This is a genomic window from Thalassolituus sp. UBA3500 (assembly GCF_002377545.1).
Classification (GTDB): Bacteria; Pseudomonadota; Gammaproteobacteria; order Pseudomonadales; family Oceanobacteraceae; genus Thalassolituus.
In genome coordinates this window covers 94,459-112,692 of sequence record NZ_DFQB01000042.1, presented here as the reverse complement: position 1 = coordinate 112,692, position 18,234 = coordinate 94,459, and the positions used below count along the sequence as shown (strand labels likewise).

General features: G+C 52.8%; 14 protein-coding genes. 9 read left to right on the top strand and 5 right to left on the bottom strand.

The window, feature by feature from the left end; genetic code table 11:
* The 5 genes from B2R29_RS10740 to dapE all read right to left on the bottom strand — a co-directional run.
* Positions 1-2,518 (bottom strand): valine--tRNA ligase (locus B2R29_RS10740; protein ID WP_301181071.1); only part of this gene is annotated, 2,518 nt, incomplete at its 3' end.
* A 122-nt stretch (positions 2,519-2,640) separates the two neighbouring features.
* Positions 2,641-3,231, bottom strand: a complete 591-nt coding sequence (locus tag B2R29_RS10735) for a hypothetical protein (protein WP_301181070.1) — start codon at positions 3,229-3,231, stop codon at positions 2,641-2,643.
* Complete coding sequence (locus B2R29_RS10730; protein ID WP_301181069.1) at positions 3,231-3,668, bottom strand: DNA polymerase III subunit chi; 438 nt, start codon at positions 3,666-3,668, stop codon at positions 3,231-3,233. The genes B2R29_RS10735 and B2R29_RS10730 overlap by 1 nt, the downstream gene beginning before the upstream one ends.
* Positions 3,665-4,492: a putative RNA methyltransferase gene (locus B2R29_RS10725; protein ID WP_301181068.1), complete on the bottom strand. Its 828-nt coding sequence runs from the start codon at positions 4,490-4,492 to the stop codon at positions 3,665-3,667. Before B2R29_RS10725 ends, B2R29_RS10730 begins: the two co-directional genes overlap by 4 nt.
* Positions 4,492-5,619: a succinyl-diaminopimelate desuccinylase gene (dapE, locus tag B2R29_RS10720; RefSeq protein ID WP_301181067.1), complete on the bottom strand. Its 1,128-nt coding sequence runs from the start codon at positions 5,617-5,619 to the stop codon at positions 4,492-4,494. Before dapE ends, B2R29_RS10725 begins: the two co-directional genes overlap by 1 nt.
* Before the next feature lie 152 nt (positions 5,620-5,771).
* Here dapE and B2R29_RS10715 point away from each other — a divergent pair, with 152 nt between their 5' ends.
* The 9 genes from B2R29_RS10715 (at position 5,772) to B2R29_RS10675 (ending at position 18,231) form a co-directional block, all read left to right on the top strand.
* The gene (locus tag B2R29_RS10715) at positions 5,772-6,335 is read left to right on the top strand and encodes a hypoxanthine-guanine phosphoribosyltransferase (protein WP_301181066.1); all 564 of its coding nucleotides are present in this window, start codon (positions 5,772-5,774) and stop codon (positions 6,333-6,335) included.
* Positions 6,336-6,450: 115 nt separating this feature from the next.
* Positions 6,451-6,942 (top strand): chemotaxis protein CheX, encoded by a 492-nt coding sequence (locus tag B2R29_RS10710; RefSeq protein WP_301181065.1) that lies wholly within the window; start codon positions 6,451-6,453, stop codon positions 6,940-6,942.
* Positions 6,943-7,162: 220 nt separating this feature from the next.
* Complete coding sequence (locus B2R29_RS10705; RefSeq protein WP_301181076.1) at positions 7,163-7,948, top strand: TetR/AcrR family transcriptional regulator; 786 nt, start codon at positions 7,163-7,165, stop codon at positions 7,946-7,948.
* 16 nt (positions 7,949-7,964) lie between these two features.
* Positions 7,965-10,295: an efflux RND transporter permease subunit gene (locus tag B2R29_RS10700; protein ID WP_301181064.1), complete on the top strand. Its 2,331-nt coding sequence runs from the start codon at positions 7,965-7,967 to the stop codon at positions 10,293-10,295.
* Positions 10,292-11,074, top strand: a complete 783-nt coding sequence (locus B2R29_RS10695; RefSeq protein ID WP_301181063.1) for an outer membrane lipoprotein-sorting protein — start codon at positions 10,292-10,294, stop codon at positions 11,072-11,074. Before B2R29_RS10700 ends, B2R29_RS10695 begins: the two co-directional genes overlap by 4 nt.
* Positions 11,075-11,083: 9 nt before the next feature.
* A complete protein-coding gene (locus tag B2R29_RS10690; RefSeq protein ID WP_301181062.1) occupies positions 11,084-12,325 on the top strand; it encodes a hypothetical protein in 1,242 nt (413 codons plus the stop codon).
* 121 nt (positions 12,326-12,446) lie between these two features.
* A complete protein-coding gene (locus tag B2R29_RS10685) occupies positions 12,447-13,856 on the top strand; it encodes a TolC family protein (RefSeq protein ID WP_301181061.1) in 1,410 nt (469 codons plus the stop codon).
* Entirely contained in the window at positions 13,853-15,040 is a 1,188-nt protein-coding gene (locus B2R29_RS10680; protein ID WP_301181060.1) for an efflux RND transporter periplasmic adaptor subunit, read from the top strand. The genes B2R29_RS10685 and B2R29_RS10680 overlap by 4 nt, the downstream gene beginning before the upstream one ends.
* A complete protein-coding gene (locus B2R29_RS10675; protein ID WP_301181059.1) occupies positions 15,037-18,231 on the top strand; it encodes an efflux RND transporter permease subunit in 3,195 nt (1,064 codons plus the stop codon). Before B2R29_RS10680 ends, B2R29_RS10675 begins: the two co-directional genes overlap by 4 nt.
* Positions 18,232-18,234: the final 3 nt, after the last annotated feature.

The following is an 18,234-nucleotide window of genomic DNA, read 5'->3' as shown; positions in this document are numbered from 1 at the left end:
CTTTGGGCCAAGCGGAATTCACCAACAAGGCATCACAGGGAATTTCAAGGCCTACAACACCCCGCTCCGGAGCGATCTGGTTGAGCCTCTCCCAGAGGCGCTCCGTGACAAATGGCATCGCCGGATGCAGTAGCCGAAGCGTCGCGTCGATACACGAAGCAAGCACTTGGCGCTGGGCCGCGTCTTCGCGAACAGTTGGTTTGACCGCTTCGATGTACCAATCGCATAGGTCATGCCACGTGAAACTGTAGAGAGACTGCGCATATACGCTGAACTCAAATCGCTCCAGTGCTCGGTCGGCCTCCTCGATCGTGCTACGCAGTCGCGACAAAATCCACTGATCTGTTTGTGTCAACGCGGACGGGTCGACGTCCTTCGCCCCCATCTCTCCCGCAGACTCGAGCACACCGAGAGCGAAACGCACAGCGTTCCAAAGCTTGTTGGCGAAATTGCGGCCGTAGTCGAAGCGGGAACTGGTGTTTCGTGCCAACGGCATAGAATCCGAAGGAGTCGCTTCATTGGAGGCGACCCCGTAAGAAGTGATGATCTTCTTGTTGGAATCGGACGGACACACTTGAACCGGCGCCGCGACGCGGTATCCCGCCTGATTCGTCGTCATCGTCGGCGCAAACATTTCGCCAGTGAACGGGCAGACCAAATCAACCGGCATACGGACATCCTGCATGTCCGTCGCCATTGAAGCGAGGGTAAACCGCATGGCGTCAGCGCCATGCGTGTGAACGATGTCAAGTGGATCGACACCGTTCCCCAAGCTCTTCGACATCTTCTGCCCTTCGCCATCTTGGATCATGGCGTGAATGAATACATCGTTGAATGACAGACAGTTGCGAAAGTAAAGGTTGAACATGACCATCCGCGAAACCCACAGCGTGATGATTTCACGAGCGGTCCCAAGCGTATTGCTCGGGTTCCAACGGTCGAGGAGAGCACCGCCTTCCGGAATGTCGTCAGGAAACGCTTCCGGTTCCGGCCAGCCCATCGTACTCATCGGCCAAAGTGCAGAACTGAACCAAGTATCGAGTACGTCCTCGTCTCGCTCAAACCCTGCCGCTTCCAACGAACTGATGAGGTCGCTATCGTCGGCTTGGCGAACACACACATATCGTTTACCGGAAACGACCTGCTCCGCGACGCGACCGTCGAATATCTTCGCGTCAAACGTGGCCTCTTCCGATGCACTCCACACTGGAATCCGGTGCCCCCACCACAGCTGGCGGGAAATGCACCAGTCCTGGATGTCGCGCATCCAGGCAAAGTACATGTTCTCGTACTGTTTGGGCACGAACCGGATGCGCCCGTCCTCGACCGCCTCAATGGCCGGCTTGGCCAGGGTTTTGGCGTCCACGAACCACTGATCGGTCAGCATGGGCTCGATGATCAGGCCGGAGCGGTCGCCCCGGGGCACGCTCAGCACGTGGTCCTCGACCCGTTCCAGCAGGCCGGCCGCGTCCAGGTCGGCGACGATCCGCTGCCGGGCGTCCTCCCGGCTCAGGCCGGCATAGGCGGTCGGCAGGGCGCCGTCGATCTCGGTGTTGACGCTGCCGTCGGCGTTGAAGACCTCGGCGACGGCACGGATGGTGGCATCCTGAGTCATCACGTTGATCATGGGCAGGTTGTTGCGTTTGCCCACGGCATAGTCGTTGAAGTCATGGGCCGGCGTGATCTTGACGCAGCCGGAGCCTTTTTCCGGGTCGGCGTGGGTATCGGCCACCACCGGGATGCGGCGATTGACCAGCGGCAGAATCACGGACTGGCCGATCAGGTGCTGGTAGCGTTCATCGTCCGGGTGGATCGCCACCGCGGTGTCGCCCAGCAGAGTTTCCGGACGGGTGGTGGCGACCACCAGGTAGTCCTTGCCGTCCTGAGTCTTGGCGCCGTCCGCGAGCGGGTAGCGCAGGTGCCAGAAAAAGCCCTTTTCTTCCTTGTTCTCGACTTCCAGGTCGGAAATGGCGGTGTGCAGTTTCGGGTCCCAGTTCACCAGGCGCTTGCCACGGTAAATCAGGCCGTCTTTGTACAGACGAATGAAGACTTCCTGAACGGCTTTATAAAAGCCATCGTCCATGGTGAAACGTTCGGTGTCCCAATCGACGGAGTTACCTAAGCGACGCATCTGTTGGGTGATGGTGCCACCGGAGTGTTCTTTCCATTCCCAGACTTTTTCGAGGAACTTTTCACGGCCAAGCTCGTGGCGGTCTGGCTGGTTTTCGGCGGCGAGTTTGCGCTCTACGACCATCTGAGTCGCGATACCTGCGTGGTCAGTACCGACCTGCCATAGGGCTTTCTGCCCCTGCATACGCTTGTAGCGAGTGAGAGCATCCTGAATGGTGTGCTGGAAGGCATGACCCATGTGCAGCGAGCCGGTGACGTTCGGCGGTGGGATCATGATGGAGTAACCTTCGCCGGTCAGTCCGTCTTGGTAAGGCTTGAAGTAGCCTTTCTCTTCCCACTCTTTGTACCAGGTTTGTTCGATTGCGCTGGGCTTGTATGTCTTATCCATTGCTGGCTGCTACTCGTTTTGGACGTGAAAAAACGAGCAGGAGTATACCGGATTAGCGAGCCCGTGGGCAGGGAGGAAAGAAGACTGATTTGCTCAGCCTTCTTGAGCCGGTTTACAGAGGATCAGGACTCTTCTTTGCCGTTGAGCATGTCGCGTACGCGGGCGCGAAGGCGGCTTTTGATCATGGGCATGAGTTCTTCAACCAGTTCATCGACCATACGCTCCCGCTGGAGTAGGGAGGTCAGCGATGCGGTGGTTTCGGCCATGTTGGCGTCCAGCTCTGCGCGCTTGGATGACAGTGCCGTCTCACTAGCACCCGGTATCGGAGCCATAGCAGGCGTTTGAGTTTCCTGGCCGCGATTGATCTTGTCCAGAATCTGATTCAGCGGGCTGAGGCCACCCGGAGGTGTCTGCTTCGGAGTTGTCTGAATAGCTTCGTGCACAAGCTCAACAGGCTCCTGAGGCTTAGGTACCGCACGCAGTGAGGCCGGTTGAGAAGCGACGTCATTCACTGTTGGAATGTCTGTTACCGTCGGGATGTTACTGAGATCGAGGTCAGCAGGTTCGTTGACGGTGGGGATGTTTCCGTCGAACAGGTCATCCAGAACCGGAATGTCATCCGCAGAGGAGCCGGATGAGGTCGGGTTATCCAGCACCCGCTGTAACATCTCAAGTTCGGCAAGAAGGTCTTTAGGCTCTTCTTTGTTTTTCATCAGCTCATTCTCATATCGTTGTGCGTCACCGGGTATCCCCGATCTTTCAGAAACCGGAAGTGCTGGCGCGTCTGGGCCAGAATATCGTCTTTCTGAACGACAATTTCTACCAGTCTTTCAAAACGGCTGAAAAAAGCCGGTAATTCGGCGCTCAGGTTAATAATGACATCGTGGTGATGTCCGGGTTCCTGAGCCCAGCCAATGCTTACCGGACAGTCTACAGGTGCGTCTTTGGCTGTCAGTAGCGCGTGCGGTACAAAGGCGTCTGCGCGGAATTGCCAGAGCATATCATCGAGCTCTCTGGCTTTCTGCTCATTATCTACCTGAAGCAGAATTTTATGACCTTTCTGCTGGATCTGCTCAACTAACCGACAGGCGAAGAACCACTGATCATGGTCTGCCTGGCCACCTAGTATGTAGAAGTCTGCTCGGGTCATTGCGAACCTTTCTGCCTGCGAAACCGGTGTAATACTACGTCGATTTCGAGTGTCAGTGAATCGATTGTCTGGAGTTTTTCTGCCCGTTCCGGGCTCACCTTCCAGCGGTGCGGTGTCATATTGAACAAAGCGATCAAAGGCTCACCACCGGGTACGGTTACTTTGTAGGTCAGCTTTTGCTCGTCTACTGCGATGAAACCGGCCTCTGCCATCTTCGAAACTGGCGTAAAGCTCTCGGCTTTGACGTCATCGTAGATGACTTCGCGCAGTTGCATCAAATGCTGCGGCCCGGTGTTAACGGTAATGATCTCACCGTCATCCGCAAGCGCATGATCCAGGCCTTGAGGCATAAGCGGGGTAAACAAACTGATGATGGTCTGAATACTGCGAGCATTTACGGGTGGGCGGGCACCACTGGCGACTAACCAGCGTATGTCTTTGGTGCGTCGGCAAGCGCCTTTGATAGCCACGCGAGAGATATCCAGACCGGTAATTTCAAGTTGCGGCTTCTGTTGCTTGAGGCGTTGGGTGTAATAGCCCTCACCGCAACCAATATCGAGTACTGGGCCGGTGTTCACCAGCGCATTCAGAGCGTCTGAAATCGGCTCGTAAATCGCAGAATCGAGAAACGCCGTGCGTGCACGGACCATGTCGACGTCGTCGCCCGGATTTTTCGATTTCTTATGGTTCACCAGCAGCAGGTTGATATACCCCTGTTTGGCCGTGTCGTAACTATGGCGATCAGGGCATTGCCACTGCTTGCCGTTGGCAGTCAGTGGCTGTTCGCATTTCGGGCAGATGAGCCCGGAGGCAGATTTGTTCATCAGGCGAGTAATTCAACCAACATGGCTTCGTAGATATCGGTCAGGGCATTCAGGTCATCGGCGCTGACATGCTCATTAACCTGATGAATCGTCGCATTGATTGGGCCTAGCTCAACGACCTGAGCCCCCGTAGGCGCGATAAAACGGCCATCAGACGTACCGCCTGAGGTTGATAACTCGGTGTCGCGACCGGTGACGTTCTTAATCGCGGCAACCGCGGCTTCCACTAACGCACCTTTATCAGTCAGGAAGGGTTGGCCGCTGAGTTTCCAGTCGATGTCGTAGTCGAGGCCGTGCTTGTTGAGGATGGCTTCGGTACGTTCCTGCAGAATTTCTGCGGTGAGTTCCGTTGAAAAGCGGAAGTTGAATACAACTTCGCAGGTTCCCGGGATGACGTTTGTTGCGCCAGTTCCTGAGTTGATGTTTGAAATCTGGAAGCTCGTCGCCGGGAAGAAGTCATTTCCGTCGTCCCATTTTTCTGCCGCCAGCTCGGCTAACGCAGGCGCTGCCATATGCACCGGGTTCTTCGCCAGGTGGGGGTAGGCAACGTGGCCCTGCTTGCCTTTTACTGTGAGGACACAGCCCAGTGAGCCACGACGGCCGTTCTTGATGACATCGCCTACGAGCGTAGTGGAAGATGGCTCACCAACAACGCACATATCGATCTTCTCGTTACGGGCTTCGAGGGTTTCGATGACTTTGACGGTGCCGTTGTGCGCAGGGCCTTCCTCGTCTGAGGTAATCAGGTAGGCGATCGAACCTTTGTGATTCGGGTATTTCTCAACGAAGCGCTCTGTTGCGACCAGAAACGCAGCAAGCGAGCCTTTCATGTCGGCGGCGCCTCGGCCATGCAACATCCCGTCGATGATTTTTGGCTCGAATGGCGGGTTATCCCAGTTGGCTTCCGGGCCTGTAGGAACAACATCGGTATGACCCGCAAAGCACACCACTGGTTGACTGTCGCCTTTACGCGACCAGAAGTTGTCGGTGTCTCCGAAGCGTAACGGCTCGTTGTTGAATCCGATGGCGGCGAGGCGCTCCATCATCAATGCCTGACATCCCTCATCTTCAGGAGTTACGGATGGGCGGGCGATCAGATCAACGGCAAGTTGCAGCGTCGGTGTCATGGTGGTTCCTGCGTTTTTGATGTTAGTTACTGTGATTCAGAGGCGTGAATCATATCACACAGGGCATAACTAAGGCGTTTGTTCGCTTGCCGCAAGGCCATCTGGCCCATACCATAACAGTCTCTTTACAAATGTATGTGGACTTAGAACTTATGACCGAGAGCCTCTCGCGCGAGCAACTCAACACCGTGATGGATGACGCTGATCTTCTGAAGAGCAAAGACGAGGTCGAAGCCGCCCTTGATGCACTGGCGGCAGACATCACAGCGCGGCTGGCAGATAAAATGCCTGTGGTATACAGCATTATGAATGGCGGGCTCGTGGTTGCGGGGCAGCTCCTGACTCGCCTTAATTTTCCACTGGAGCAGGGATATATGCACGCCACGCGGTATCGGGGTGAGACCAGTGCTCAGGCTGATCTGCAATGGCAGGCGCCACCCTCTGTACCTATGGATGGTCGCACGGTACTGATCATCGATGACATTTTTGATGAGGGCTACACCCTTGAAGCCGTTGTTGAAGCCTGCAAAGCGCAGGGCGCCGCTGAGGTCCTGACGGCGGTCCTGGTTGATAAGCAGCATGACCGCAAAGCACCGGGTATGACGGTAGATTTTGTTGGTCTGGAAGTCGAAGACCGTTATGTCTTTGGTTACGGTATGGACTACCGCGGATACTGGCGTAATGCACCGGGCATTTACGCTGTTAAGGGCCTCTGAGGGCTTCATGTTTTGAGTGCCGGTATCCCGCATACTGGCACCTCTGTAATAAGTAAATCTTTCCGGCAAGGCCTGCCATCTCGACTACACTGAGATGGCGGAGGTGGCCGATTTTATGAATGTTCAGTTCATCAATCCCTTCATCGAGACGATTAGCAACATACTCGCAACCATGGCATCCATGACGTGTGAGCATGGCAAGCCATATCTTAAAGAAGGCGAAGATCCCCTGGGAGTAGTCACCGGGTTGATCCCTATGGAGGGAGATGCGGTGAATGGTTCTCTTGCCATCAGTTTTAACGAAGACACCATTCTCAAGATAAGCAGCAGTATGCTCGGTGAGGAAGTCGCGGAGTTTGATGATACCTGCAAGGATCTGACTGGCGAACTTACCAATATGCTCTCTGGTGGGGCCCGAAAGCTACTCTGGGAGGGGGGCTACAGTTTCGAGATGGCTACGCCACGCATGTTAACGGGAGATGCCCCCGTTATTCATCATGTTGAAGGGCCGGTGGTCGTTATTCCTTTTGATACAAAAGCGGGTGAGTTCTTCATCGAAGTTGTCATCGGCAGTCGCCTGAAACGAGCCGAAGTCGCAGGGGCATAATCGCAACAAACTGTTGGGTCTGTCGTCATAACTGACTCGCTTTAAGCATTTGATTCCTTCTCTTTAATGTGTAATATGACGATTCGTCAAAAATGACGGATCGTCAAAAATGGTTATATTGCATACAGTACTACACAGTCTTAAATATCTGCTCTCCGGTTTGCAGTCGCACTGCCCATTTCAGCAGAACAGGCTCGCTGGCTGTTCGGATGCCAGCGTGATGCTGATGGAGGACATGTCTCCGACAGACTCTGCTCAAGCTTCTGATCTGGCAAAGACCGAACGCTCTCCGCGTCAGGAAGAAAAGTGGCAAAAGCGTGAGAACACACTGCTCGATAATGTTCAGTTCATCATCGATGACGTTGGTTATGCGCATTTCAATATGGACCGCCTGGTCCGCGCCAGTGACGTGTCTAAGGGCACCGTCTACAACCACTTCACCAGCAAGGAGGATTGCCTTGCAGCGCTCTGTTGTCGTGGGATGGAAGAGCTGAAGGATATGTTCTTACGTGCGCAGGCATTCGATGGAAAGCCACGCGAGAAAGCGTTAGCGATTCATTATGCCTATCGCCTGCACATGAAGCTTCATCCGGTCATGTCGAGTGCTCTGGTGACAGCTCGTACAGCCGCTTTTGTCGAGAAAACCTCCCCGCAGCGTTCCGCAACAATCCGTCGTAATGATGAAGCCCTTTTTGCTATCGCTTTTGAGGTCATTGATGCCGCCGTTCAGGCGGGTGATCTCGATATCACAGAAGATCTGGACGCAACCGTAATTACCTTTCTGACATGGTCGACCTCTTACGGGATCAACATGTTAGAGGACACAGGATTCGAGCACACGATCAGTGACCTGCTTGAAGAAAAGAACATCGCTTTAATCGGAGCGAATGTACTGATGGATGGCATTGGTATGAAGCCTTTGTCGAAGGAATGGGACTATCGGGCAACCTGGCAGCGTATTGCTGAAGAGGTATTCCCCGAGGAAAGTCAGAGAGCTTTGCTTTAATTCAGGAGAGCGCACTATGCGTCAATGGGTAGAAAAACAGGCAACGGAACGTGCATGGATAGTGATCGTCGCCATGATTATTGCTGCGCTGGTCGCTGCTGCAGGTGCCGGAAATTTGTATTTCCGCGGGGACTATAAAGTCTTCTTTGAAGAAGGGTATGGCCCATTAAATGACTTCGAAGAAATGCAGAAGGTCTTCAATAAAAGCGACAGTATCGCCGTATTGGTTGTTCCTGAATCGGGTAACGTCATTGACGAGACTGTTTTGACGCTTATTCAGGAATATACCGAAGAAGCCTGGCAGACACCGTTTTCCAGCCGTGTAGATTCGCTGACCAACTACCAGAATACCTGGGCCGAATACGACGATATGATCGTCGAGGATATGGTGCTTTATCCTGAAGAATTAACGGAAGACGACCTCAGCCGAATTCGCGAAACGGCGCTGGCGGAGCCATCTCTGAATGGTCGCATTATTTCTCCTGATACCGACGTCAGTCTGATCAATATTACGCTACAACTGCCTGACGTCACAGATAACACGGCAAATGTGGCCAGCGTGATGGATTTCGTCCGTGACCTGAGTGCGCAATTTGCAGAGCGCTATCCGGATGTTGCCTTCTATCACACCGGAATTATTCCGATGAACTACAGCTTCGCGACCGAAGGCCAGAAAGATATGTCGACTCTGGTGCCTGCGATGCTGTTGTTGATTATTGTTCTGCTGGCCGTGTTGTTGCGCAGTGTGCTGGCGATGCTCGCAACTGTCGTTGTTCTGGTACTGACCATTGTGGCGACCATGGGCCTTGCAGGTTGGATGGGCTTTTTCCTGTCGACGGGTACGATTAACGTACCGATTGTGGTTCTGACCATCGCAGTGGCGGACTGCGTTCATGTAGTGGCGACCATGCAGTACGGTATGAAGCAGGGAAAGAGCAGAAAAGACGCGGTGCGTTACAGCCTTGAGCTTAACTGGATGCCGATATTCATTACCAGTGCCACAACTGCTGTGGGCTTCCTGACGCTGATGATGTCGGAGTCTCCGGTATTTGCTGATTTTGGTTTCCTGTGTGCAATGGGCGTGATGTTGGCGTACGTCATGTCAGTCACTTTGTTTCCGGCTCTGTTGTCAGTATTGCCCGTCGGCGCTGGTGGCCGTGTTGATGATAAAGCACCAGCGATGGCGCACTTCGGTGATTTTGTAATACGTCACCAGACGCCGTTGCTCTGGGGCGGTGTTGCTGTTGTTGCGGTGTTAAGTGTGTTGGCGATGCGTAATGAAATTAACGATGTGGCTACTGAATATTTTGCAGAGTCGACCGCGTATCGTCAGTCGGTTGATAAACAGGCAGATACACTTTCTGGTTCACAGTCAATTGACTGGGCGATGTATACCGACGAAGCGGGTGGCATCAGTAACCCTGAGTTTATCGCAGTGATGCGTGATTTTACCGAGTGGCTCGAACAGCAGCCTGAGATTGATCACGTCAGTGGTTTGTCTGACACCTTTATGCGTCTGAATAAAAACATGCATGCGGATGATCCTGACTGGTACAAAATCCCGGGTGACCGTGAGTTGGCTGCTCAGTACTTGTTGCTCTACGAAATGTCGCTTCCGTACGGTCTTGATCTTAATAATCAGGTGAATGTTGATAAGTCAGCTGTGCGTATGACATCAATCATGAAAAACCTGGGCAGTGTCGAAATTATTTCTCTCGAAAACCGCGCCAAAGACTGGATGGATGCGAATGCTCCGGGGATTCGTCTGACCGCGGCGAGCCCTTCAGTGATGTTCTCCCACATTGGTGAGACGAATATGAAGAGCATGATCCTCAGTATGATGATGGCACTGGTGATTATTTCGGGCATTCTGATTTTTGCATTACGCTCGCTCAGACTGGGTGTGATCAGCTTGTTCCCGAATATTACCCCTGCGCTTGTTGGCTTTGGGTTCTGGACGTTTATATCCGGTGAAATCAATCTTGGCCTTTCTATCGTCAGCTCAATGACACTGGGTATTATTGTGGATGACACGGTGCACTTTCTGAGTAAATACAAGCGTGCACGAATGGAAGGCATGACCACTGAAGCAGCAGTACGTTACTCGTTTATCAATGTGGGTCGTGCTCTGTTAATTACAACACTGGTATTGGTACTGGGCTTCTCTATGCTCGCGTTCTCGGCTTTCCGCCTGAACTCAGACATGGGTATTGCAACGTCCCTGATTATTCTGATCGCACTGATCATTGATTTTCTCATCCTGCCACCCATGCTGTTGTGGCTGGATAAAGATAAGCCTGAAGCAAACACTGAAGAGCAGACATCCCTAAAAGGAGAACACGCATGAAACTGATAACTACACTCGTGACGGGACTGGCCTTAGTTGCACCCTTTGCTATGGCAGATGACGGTGGGCGCGGTCTTGAAATTGCCAATGAACGTAAAGCACGTGATACAGGCTGGGGCGATTCTCAGGCTGAAATGACCATGATTTTACGTAACTCACAGGGCGAAACATCAGAACGAAAAATGCGCCTGAAAAGTTTCGAAATTCAGGATGATGGCGATAAAGGTCTGACCATCTTTGATGAACCTAAGGATGTGAGTGGTACCGCTTTTCTGAGCTTCTCGCATAACACGAAACCTGATGATCAGTGGCTGTATTTACCTGCACTGAAGCGTGTTAAGCGTATTTCTTCGCGCAATAAATCTGGCCCGTTTATGGGCAGTGAGTTTGCGTATGAAGACATGGGGTCGTTCGAGCCTGAAAAGTATGAATTTACTTACCTGCGGGATGAGCCATGTGGTGAAAACATGACATGTTTCGTCGTGGAGAGTGATCCTGTCGATAAGTTCTCTGGCTACACCCGACAGATTAACTGGATTGATACTGAACACTATCGTGCGATCAAAACAGAGTTCTATGACCGTAAAAACACGCTGCTGAAAACACTGGAATTGTCGGAGTGGAAACTCTACAAAGATACGTTCTGGCGTGCCCACCAACTTGATATGCAGAATCATCAAAACGGTAAGAGCACGACCATTATCACGCACAGCATGGAGTTTGATACCGGGCTGAGCGAGTCGGATTTCAGCCAGGCATCACTGAAGCGTGCTCGATAAGGCAGGGCTATGAAAAAGTTACTTTTTACCGCGTCTGTATTGTTAGCAGGCGCGAGCGCTGCGCCCGTGACAAGTGCCCTCGATTGGTCTCTTGAAGCGGGGATCGAAGGGCGTCGCTTTCTTGAGTCGGGCGCCTACAGTGGGCAGGTAGACGATCAATGGTCGATAACATTGCAACCAGAAGTTGTTTGGGATGCAGAGTCGGGCAATGGCCGATTCACTTTTGTGCCTTTTTTCCGCAAGGATTTCGCGGATGACGAGCGCACGCATGGTGACATTCGGGAAGCCATGTTTATGACATGGGATGGCCCGTGGGAGCTGCGCGCTGGTATCGGTAAAGTGTTCTGGGGCGTGACTGAGTCTCTGCATCTTGTGGATGTTATTAACCAGACAGACTACGTCGAAGCCATTGATGGCGATCAGAAACTGGGTCAGCCGATGATTCAGGGTATCTGGTTGTCTGATATGGGAACCTGGGAGGCGTTCGTGCTTCCGGGCTTCCGCGAGCGCACTTTTCCGGGTGAAGCAGGGCGTTATCGCACAGAGCTTCTGGTCAGTGATGATGCAGAGTATCAGGCTGACGAAGAGCAGCAGCATGTCGATCTGGCGGCGCGCTGGTCTTACGTTTCTGAACTGAACGGGTATCCACTGGATCTGACGGTGTCTGTCTTCCGCGGTACATCGAGAGATCCTTTGCTGGTGCCTCAGGTGGAGGTCGTCAACAGCGTACCCACACTGACTGAGCTGGTGCCGTATTACGCTATGCAGAATCAGGTTGGCTCTACGATTCAGTTTGCACCGGAGGGCTGGTTGCTTAAGGCAGAATTGCTCTATCGCGACTATCAGATTGATGCCTTGCCCGGTGGCATTGACGTTAAAGACCAGACCGCAGCTGTTGGTGGATTTGAATACACCCTGGTTGGCCCGTTTGGCGATGCCGCGGATCTTGGGTTACTTGCTGAGTACCAGTACGACAGCCGAGGTGCAGATTACTCTGACGCCCAGAATGATCTGTTTTTAGGCACGCGCTATGTTTTCAATGACATGGCGTCGAGCGAAATTCTTGCGGGGATTACACAGGATCTCGATTATATGGGCACCCGTTTGTTTCTGCTGGAGGCGAATACCCGGTTAAACCCATCGATGACGATCGATGCGACCATTACTCTGGTAACGGCAGAAGAAGAATCTCTGGCAAGCATCTTCCGCCGTGATGACACCTTTGAAGTAGCACTTAACTTCTTCTTCTGATGCCATATCGCGCTGGCGGCCTGTCGAGGGCCGCCAGAGGCGGTAAAGAAGGGTAAAATGCAATATCAGTCGCTCTGTTGAGGCTCTATCATTGGGCTCAGATTATTATGGAGCTTCTTCCGTGAGCGGCCCCCCTTCCTACTCCTCTGGCCGGTCGACAAGACTGGCATTCCGGCTACTTCTGCTTTCATCTGCCGTCATGGCAGTGCAGGGGTGCAGCAGCGTTGCTGTATCAGAACCTGACCCCATCGTTCTTCCCGATACCTTCACTGATCAACAACAGGTCTTACCTGCGGTCGATTGGTGGACGACGTTTAACGACAGTGAACTGAATGAGTACGTCAATGATGCTCTGCAAGGCAATTACAGCCTACAGGCTGCAGAGGCGCGTTTGCGCCAGAGCCTGGCACAGTTACGGGGCTCGCGCAGTGATTACTATCCCGAAGTTAATGCAGAGCTTGGAAAAAGCCGGCAATGGACCAGTGAAGACTCAACCACCGATACCTGGTCAGCAGGTTTGACCGCCAGTTATGAAATTGACTTATGGGGCGGCATTCGTGCGGGCGCCGCTCAGTCCCGCTTCAGTGCCGATGCCAGCGAAGCGGCGTACCGTACGCTGGCTAATACCGTGGCGGGCGAAGTGTCGACCTATTGGCTGGGGTTGCGTGTTCAGGCTGGAAAGCTTCGCCTTCTTGAAGACCAGAAGCAGCGACTCGCAACTGCACTCAAGGTGGTTGAGGGTCGAAAACGCCGCGGCCAGGCCGCACTGACGGATGTCTGGCAGCAACAGCAACTGGTTGAGTCACTGAGCGTTGATATCATCGAAGCTGAAGCACAGCGTGATATTTATCTGCAGCAGCTTGCTCTCTGGTTAGGGCGTGGGCAAGCGCCTTTGACGGCTGAAATGGTCTCTGACCTGACGCCAGTTCCTCAGCCTGATATGGCACTGAATAACGTTCCTCTGGAAGCACTGAAAGCACGCCCGGATGTTCAGGAAGCGTACGCCAGGCTTCAGGCGGCCAGTGCCGGTGTAGCGGTTGCAGCCGCGAACCGTTATCCTCGTTTTTCTCTTTCAGCAAGTTATCGCGACAGCGACACAGAATTCAGTCAACTGTTTGATAACTGGGTAGCCAACCTTGCTGGCTCTCTGGTGTTGCCGATCATTGATGGTGCAGGCCGTCGAGCAGAAGTCGAGCGCCAGAAAGCAGCAGAGCAGGAGGCTTTGGCAGATTACAGCCAGACCGTTCTTGAAGCCGCTCAGGAAGTTCAGCAGGCGCTGGTGGAAGAGCAACGTTACCAGAAAACGTTGCAAAGCCTGACGGATCAACTTGAGCTGGCACGCAAAACCCTTGAGCTGCAGGATTACTATTACGCGCGTGGTCAGATTGATTTTCTCGATCTGCTTAACGCCCAGCAGGAACTCCTGAGCCTCGAATCCCAGCAATTGACTGCCCGCTGGAACCTCACCCAATCAAGAATTCAATTATACAAAGCCGTTAGTCACGGTAGATTCGGAGAAACCGACGCATGACCGACCGTAAGAAAAACCTGGCATTAGCCGGTGTCAGTATTCTTATTATTCTTGCGAGTTTCGGCGCGTGGAAACTCATTCAGGATACGGCGCCTAAGCCGGGTAAAAAAGAGCGGGAAAAAATAGCGCGGCTTGTAGATGCAGAGCCGCTTGAGAAAGTGGCTTCCCGTGCGTCGTGGCAAACTGGCGGTGCGGTAACAGCGTCCGACAGTGTGACTCTGGTTGCTCAGGTAAGCGGAAGAGTGGAACAGGTCTCAGCTCAGGCGGTGCCCGGTGCGCTGTTAAAAAAAGGCGCGTTACTGGCGCAGCTTGAGAAGGGTGATTATGAATTAGCACTGGAACAGGCTCAGGCAACACTGGCTCAGGCGAAAGCGGCACTGGCAATTGAAGAAGGGCAGGTCAGCCTTGCTCAGGAAGAGTACGCACTTTCAGGCACCGAACTGTCGACGTCCGACCGTGCGCTGGTTCTGCGTGAGCCTCAGCTTCAGGTTGCTGAGGCCGATATGGCCAGTGCTGAAGCTGCTGTAAAACAGGCGAAAATTAATCTGGCTCGTACCGAAATCCGTATGCCATTTGACGGTCGCTTAAGTTCGCGCGCGGTCAGCCCGGGCAGCTATGCCAGTGCCGGTAGCGAACTCTTTTCGGCCGTTGCAACTTCTGAGTTCTGGGTCGAAGCGAAACTCCCGCGATCTTTCTTGCCGCTTCTGGATCGTGATCACGAGGTGATCGTATCTCACTCCGCCTGGGGTAAGAAAACCCGGACGGCTTCTATTCTGAACGTGCTACCGGGTGTCGATAGTGGTGACCGTCAGGCGCGCGTTATTTTATCACTCAAGAGCCCTCTGGACCCAGAGTATGGCCCTATCGTTCTGGTGAATGATTTTGTTGCTCTGACGCTCGCAGGTCGGGAATTCAATGATGCTTATCAAGTACGTCGTGATCGCGTTAATGATGACGGCAGTGTTTGGGTCATTAATGATCTGAAGTTGCATAAACGACAGCCTGAACTTCTTTACTCGGGTCGCGATTTTGTCTGGTTTTCTCGGGGTTTTGAGCTGGGAGACAGATTGTTAACCAGCCAGGTTGATGCCGCCGTTGAAGGCATGCCGGTTCGTGTTTCTGATAACACCACAGGGAAAAAGACTGACCCGGGTTCTGATAACAGTGCAGGAGAGCGGCCATGATTGAGAAGGCTGGCCCAGTCTCCTGGATGGCACGACACGGTGTTGCGCCCAACCTGTTGATGGTATTTTTGATCATTGGCGGCATTCTTATGTCGCTGGCGATTCGTAAAGAATTTATCCCGAGTACTGAAGCCGATTACGTTTCAGTCAATGTAGCCTATCCGGGGGCGACGCCCTCCGAAATGGAACAAGGCGTCGTTTTACCGATTGAAAATGAACTGACGGGTCTCGATGGTCTGAAAGAAATAACGTCAACCGCTGCTCAAGGCTCTGCACGCGTTTCGGTCGAGATAGAGAATAGTGGTGACCGCCAGAAAGCGTATCAGGATATTCAGCAGGCAGTCAGTAATATCAGCAGTTTTCCGGCAGGTATCGAGCGTCCTGTGGTCAGTTTGTCCGGCCACTCTATTGACGTTATGGACATCAAACTGTTCGGTCCATTGAGCAAGTTTGAACTTAAGAAACTGGCTGAGCAGATTCGCAACGATTTACTGGCCGCGCCAGAAATTACCAACGTTGAAGTTAAAGGTACGCCGGATGAAGAACTGCACGTTGAGATCTCGCAGGCGACACTTGAGTCTTACGGCCTGACTCTTCAGCAGGTTGCTAATACCATCGCGGCAAACGCAATTGAAAAGAGTGCTGGTACGGTGCGTACCAGTGGTGGCGATATTCTATTGACCTTGGATAATCGTATTTATTGGGCGGACGAATTCAGTAAATTACCCGTCATCAGCGACGACTCTGGTGTTCTGTTACAGCTGGGTGATATTGCCACCATTTCTGATGGCTTTGGCGATACCAATCGTGAAGTCACTTATAATGGTAACCCTTCGATTGCGCTGGATATTTATCGCAGTGAAAATCAAACGCCTTTCACCGTCACCGAAGCTGCGTACCGGCAGATGGAAGAAATTAAAACTCGGTTGCCGCCAGGGGTTGAGCTGATCGTCACTGATGACGATGGTGAGACCTATAATCAGCGTGTCGGCCTGTTGATGAAAAACGCCGCCATCGGTCTCGTGTTGGTGCTTGTGCTGCTTAGCCTGTTCCTGGAATATCGCTTGGCATTCTGGGTGACCATGGGTATTCCAACGGCCTTTCTGGGCGCATTGTTATTAATCCCCGCAGCGGATGTGTCGATCAACATGATCTCAATGTTTGCATTTATTATTGCGCTCGGGATTGTTGTGGATGACGCGATTATTGCCGGTGAAAATATCTTTGAGCATATGCAGCAGGGGATGGCCTTTCCTGACGCTGCTGTTCAGGGAGCCAGAGAAGTCGCCGTGCCTCTGGCGTTTGCCATTCTGACCAACGTTGCTGCATTTTTACCGATTCTTGCGCTTCCGGGAATGATGGGAAAACTGTTCCTCGCGATTCCTGTGGTTGTTATTAGCTGTTTCCTGATTTCCTGGATTGAAGCTCTGTTTATTCTGCCTACGCACTTAGCTAACCTGAAAAAGAAACCGGAAGACGCGCCGCTGAATTTTCTGGAGAAGGTTCAACGTAAGGTCGATGGCAAACTGGGCTATTTTATTAATGAAATTTATCAGCCGATATTACGCCGAGCAGTCCGTGCGCCCGGCCTGACCTTTGCTATCGCATTTTTCTTTCTGATGATTGCTATGGCGTGGGCTTCCAGTGGTCGTATGGGCTTCAGTATGTTCCCGCGTCTGGAGGGTGAGTTTGTTGTTGCCACGGTCGAATTGCCTTCGAATGCACCTTTGCAGCAGGCAACCGACGTGCGGGAAAAGCTGGAACGAGATCTGCGAACGGTTGTGGCTCCGTACGAAGCTGACGGTACTGAATTTTTATTAAGTATCGAAGGTGATGTAAACGGCACCAGTGTCGAAGTTGAAGGGCAGTTAGTTGATTCAGATGCGCGCCCGATTCCCGCAGCGGAACTGGTGAACTTATGGCGCGAAGAAATTGGTGAAATTGCTGGTATTCGTAGTTTAACGTTTGATTCTGAGCGTGGCGGCGGTCCGTCGGGTGGTGCGGGTTTGACGGTTGAATTGCGTGGCAGCCACACAGATGTGCTGGAGCGAGCCAGTGAAGACATGGCGAACGCCCTCGCGGGCATTACCGGGGTAAAAGATATTGCCAATGGGTTTAACAGCGGTAAGCCCGAATGGGACGTAGAACTGACGGATCAGGGGCGTAGTCTGGGGCTTGAGGCCGACGATGTGGCTGCGCAGATCCGCGCGGCGATTTATGGCTCTCGTGCGTTGCGCCAGCAGCGCGGAAACAGCGAAGTCACTGTGCTTGTTCGCTTGCCTGAAGATGAGCGTAGCCGAGCTGCGGATATCGAACGTTTGCGTATTCTGACACCATCTGGCAGCTATGTGCCTCTTACGGAAGTCGCGATCCTTGAGAAGGGCGTATCACCGTCATCTATATCACGACGTAATGGTCGCCAGATTGTGAATGTGACGGCTAACGTCGAGCCGAGAGAGCAAGTGCCTGCGGTGATGAGCTTGTTGCAGGAGAGCATTTTTCCGGACATGCGTTCGCGTTACCCCGGTATTGATTTTGGCTTCCAGGGGCGCCAGGCCGAAACTCAGGAAAGCATGTCGTCCTTGAAACTGTACGGTTTCTTTTCGATGCTGCTCATTTATGTTTTGCTGGCGATACCGTTCAGAAGTTACTCACAGCCACTGCTGGTGATGGCGGTCATTCCTTTCGGTGCTGCTGGTGCCTTATATGGACATTTGATGATGGGGTATGGCCTCAGCGTCATGAGTATCATGGGGATCGTTGCGCTGGCGGGCGTTGTAGTGAATGACAGCCTTATTCTTGTCGACTTTGCGAATCGCCAACGCCGGGAAAAGAAAATGAGCGCACACGATGCGATTATTTCTGCGGGCATTCGTCGTTTCCGGCCGATTTTATTGACGACGTTAACTACGTTCGGTGGACTCGCGCCTATGGTGTTCGAGACTTCGCGTCAGGCGCAGTTTATTGCACCTATGGCGGTATCGCTTGGGTTCGGTATTCTGTTCACCACGTTTGTCTGCTTGCTAGTCCTGCCAGCGCTCTACATCATGTTGAGCAATGTGCTGGATAAGCTGGGTTTCAGTGATGTCGAGGGCAATGATTCCGTGGGTGGTGATGCCGTGGTTAGTGCTGCCGTGGGTAGTAACGGGGGCTCTGCAATCGACGTTCAGGATGCGACTGCAAAAGCGTAACTG

Bases quoted from the DNA above. Each gene is read 5' to 3' on its own strand.
- B2R29_RS10735 (WP_301181070.1), bottom strand. From the start codon at position 3,231: ATGAAAAACAAAGAAGAGCCTAAAGACCTTCTTGCCGAACTTGAGATG.
- B2R29_RS10730 (WP_301181069.1), bottom strand. From the start codon at position 3,668: ATGACCCGAGCAGACTTCTACATACTAGGTGGCCAGGCAGACCATGAT.
- B2R29_RS10725 (WP_301181068.1), bottom strand. From the start codon at position 4,492: ATGAACAAATCTGCCTCCGGGCTCATCTGCCCGAAATGCGAACAGCCA.
- dapE (WP_301181067.1), bottom strand. From the start codon at position 5,619: ATGACACCGACGCTGCAACTTGCCGTTGATCTGATCGCCCGCCCATCC.
- B2R29_RS10715 (WP_301181066.1), top strand. From the start codon at position 5,772: ATGACCGAGAGCCTCTCGCGCGAGCAACTCAACACCGTGATGGATGAC.
- B2R29_RS10710 (WP_301181065.1), top strand. From the start codon at position 6,451: ATGAATGTTCAGTTCATCAATCCCTTCATCGAGACGATTAGCAACATA.
- B2R29_RS10705 (WP_301181076.1), top strand. From the start codon at position 7,163: ATGCTGATGGAGGACATGTCTCCGACAGACTCTGCTCAAGCTTCTGAT.
- B2R29_RS10700 (WP_301181064.1), top strand. From the start codon at position 7,965: ATGCGTCAATGGGTAGAAAAACAGGCAACGGAACGTGCATGGATAGTG.
- B2R29_RS10695 (WP_301181063.1), top strand. From the start codon at position 10,292: ATGAAACTGATAACTACACTCGTGACGGGACTGGCCTTAGTTGCACCC.
- B2R29_RS10690 (WP_301181062.1), top strand. From the start codon at position 11,084: ATGAAAAAGTTACTTTTTACCGCGTCTGTATTGTTAGCAGGCGCGAGC.
- B2R29_RS10680 (WP_301181060.1), top strand. From the start codon at position 13,853: ATGACCGACCGTAAGAAAAACCTGGCATTAGCCGGTGTCAGTATTCTT.
- B2R29_RS10675 (WP_301181059.1), top strand. From the start codon at position 15,037: ATGATTGAGAAGGCTGGCCCAGTCTCCTGGATGGCACGACACGGTGTT.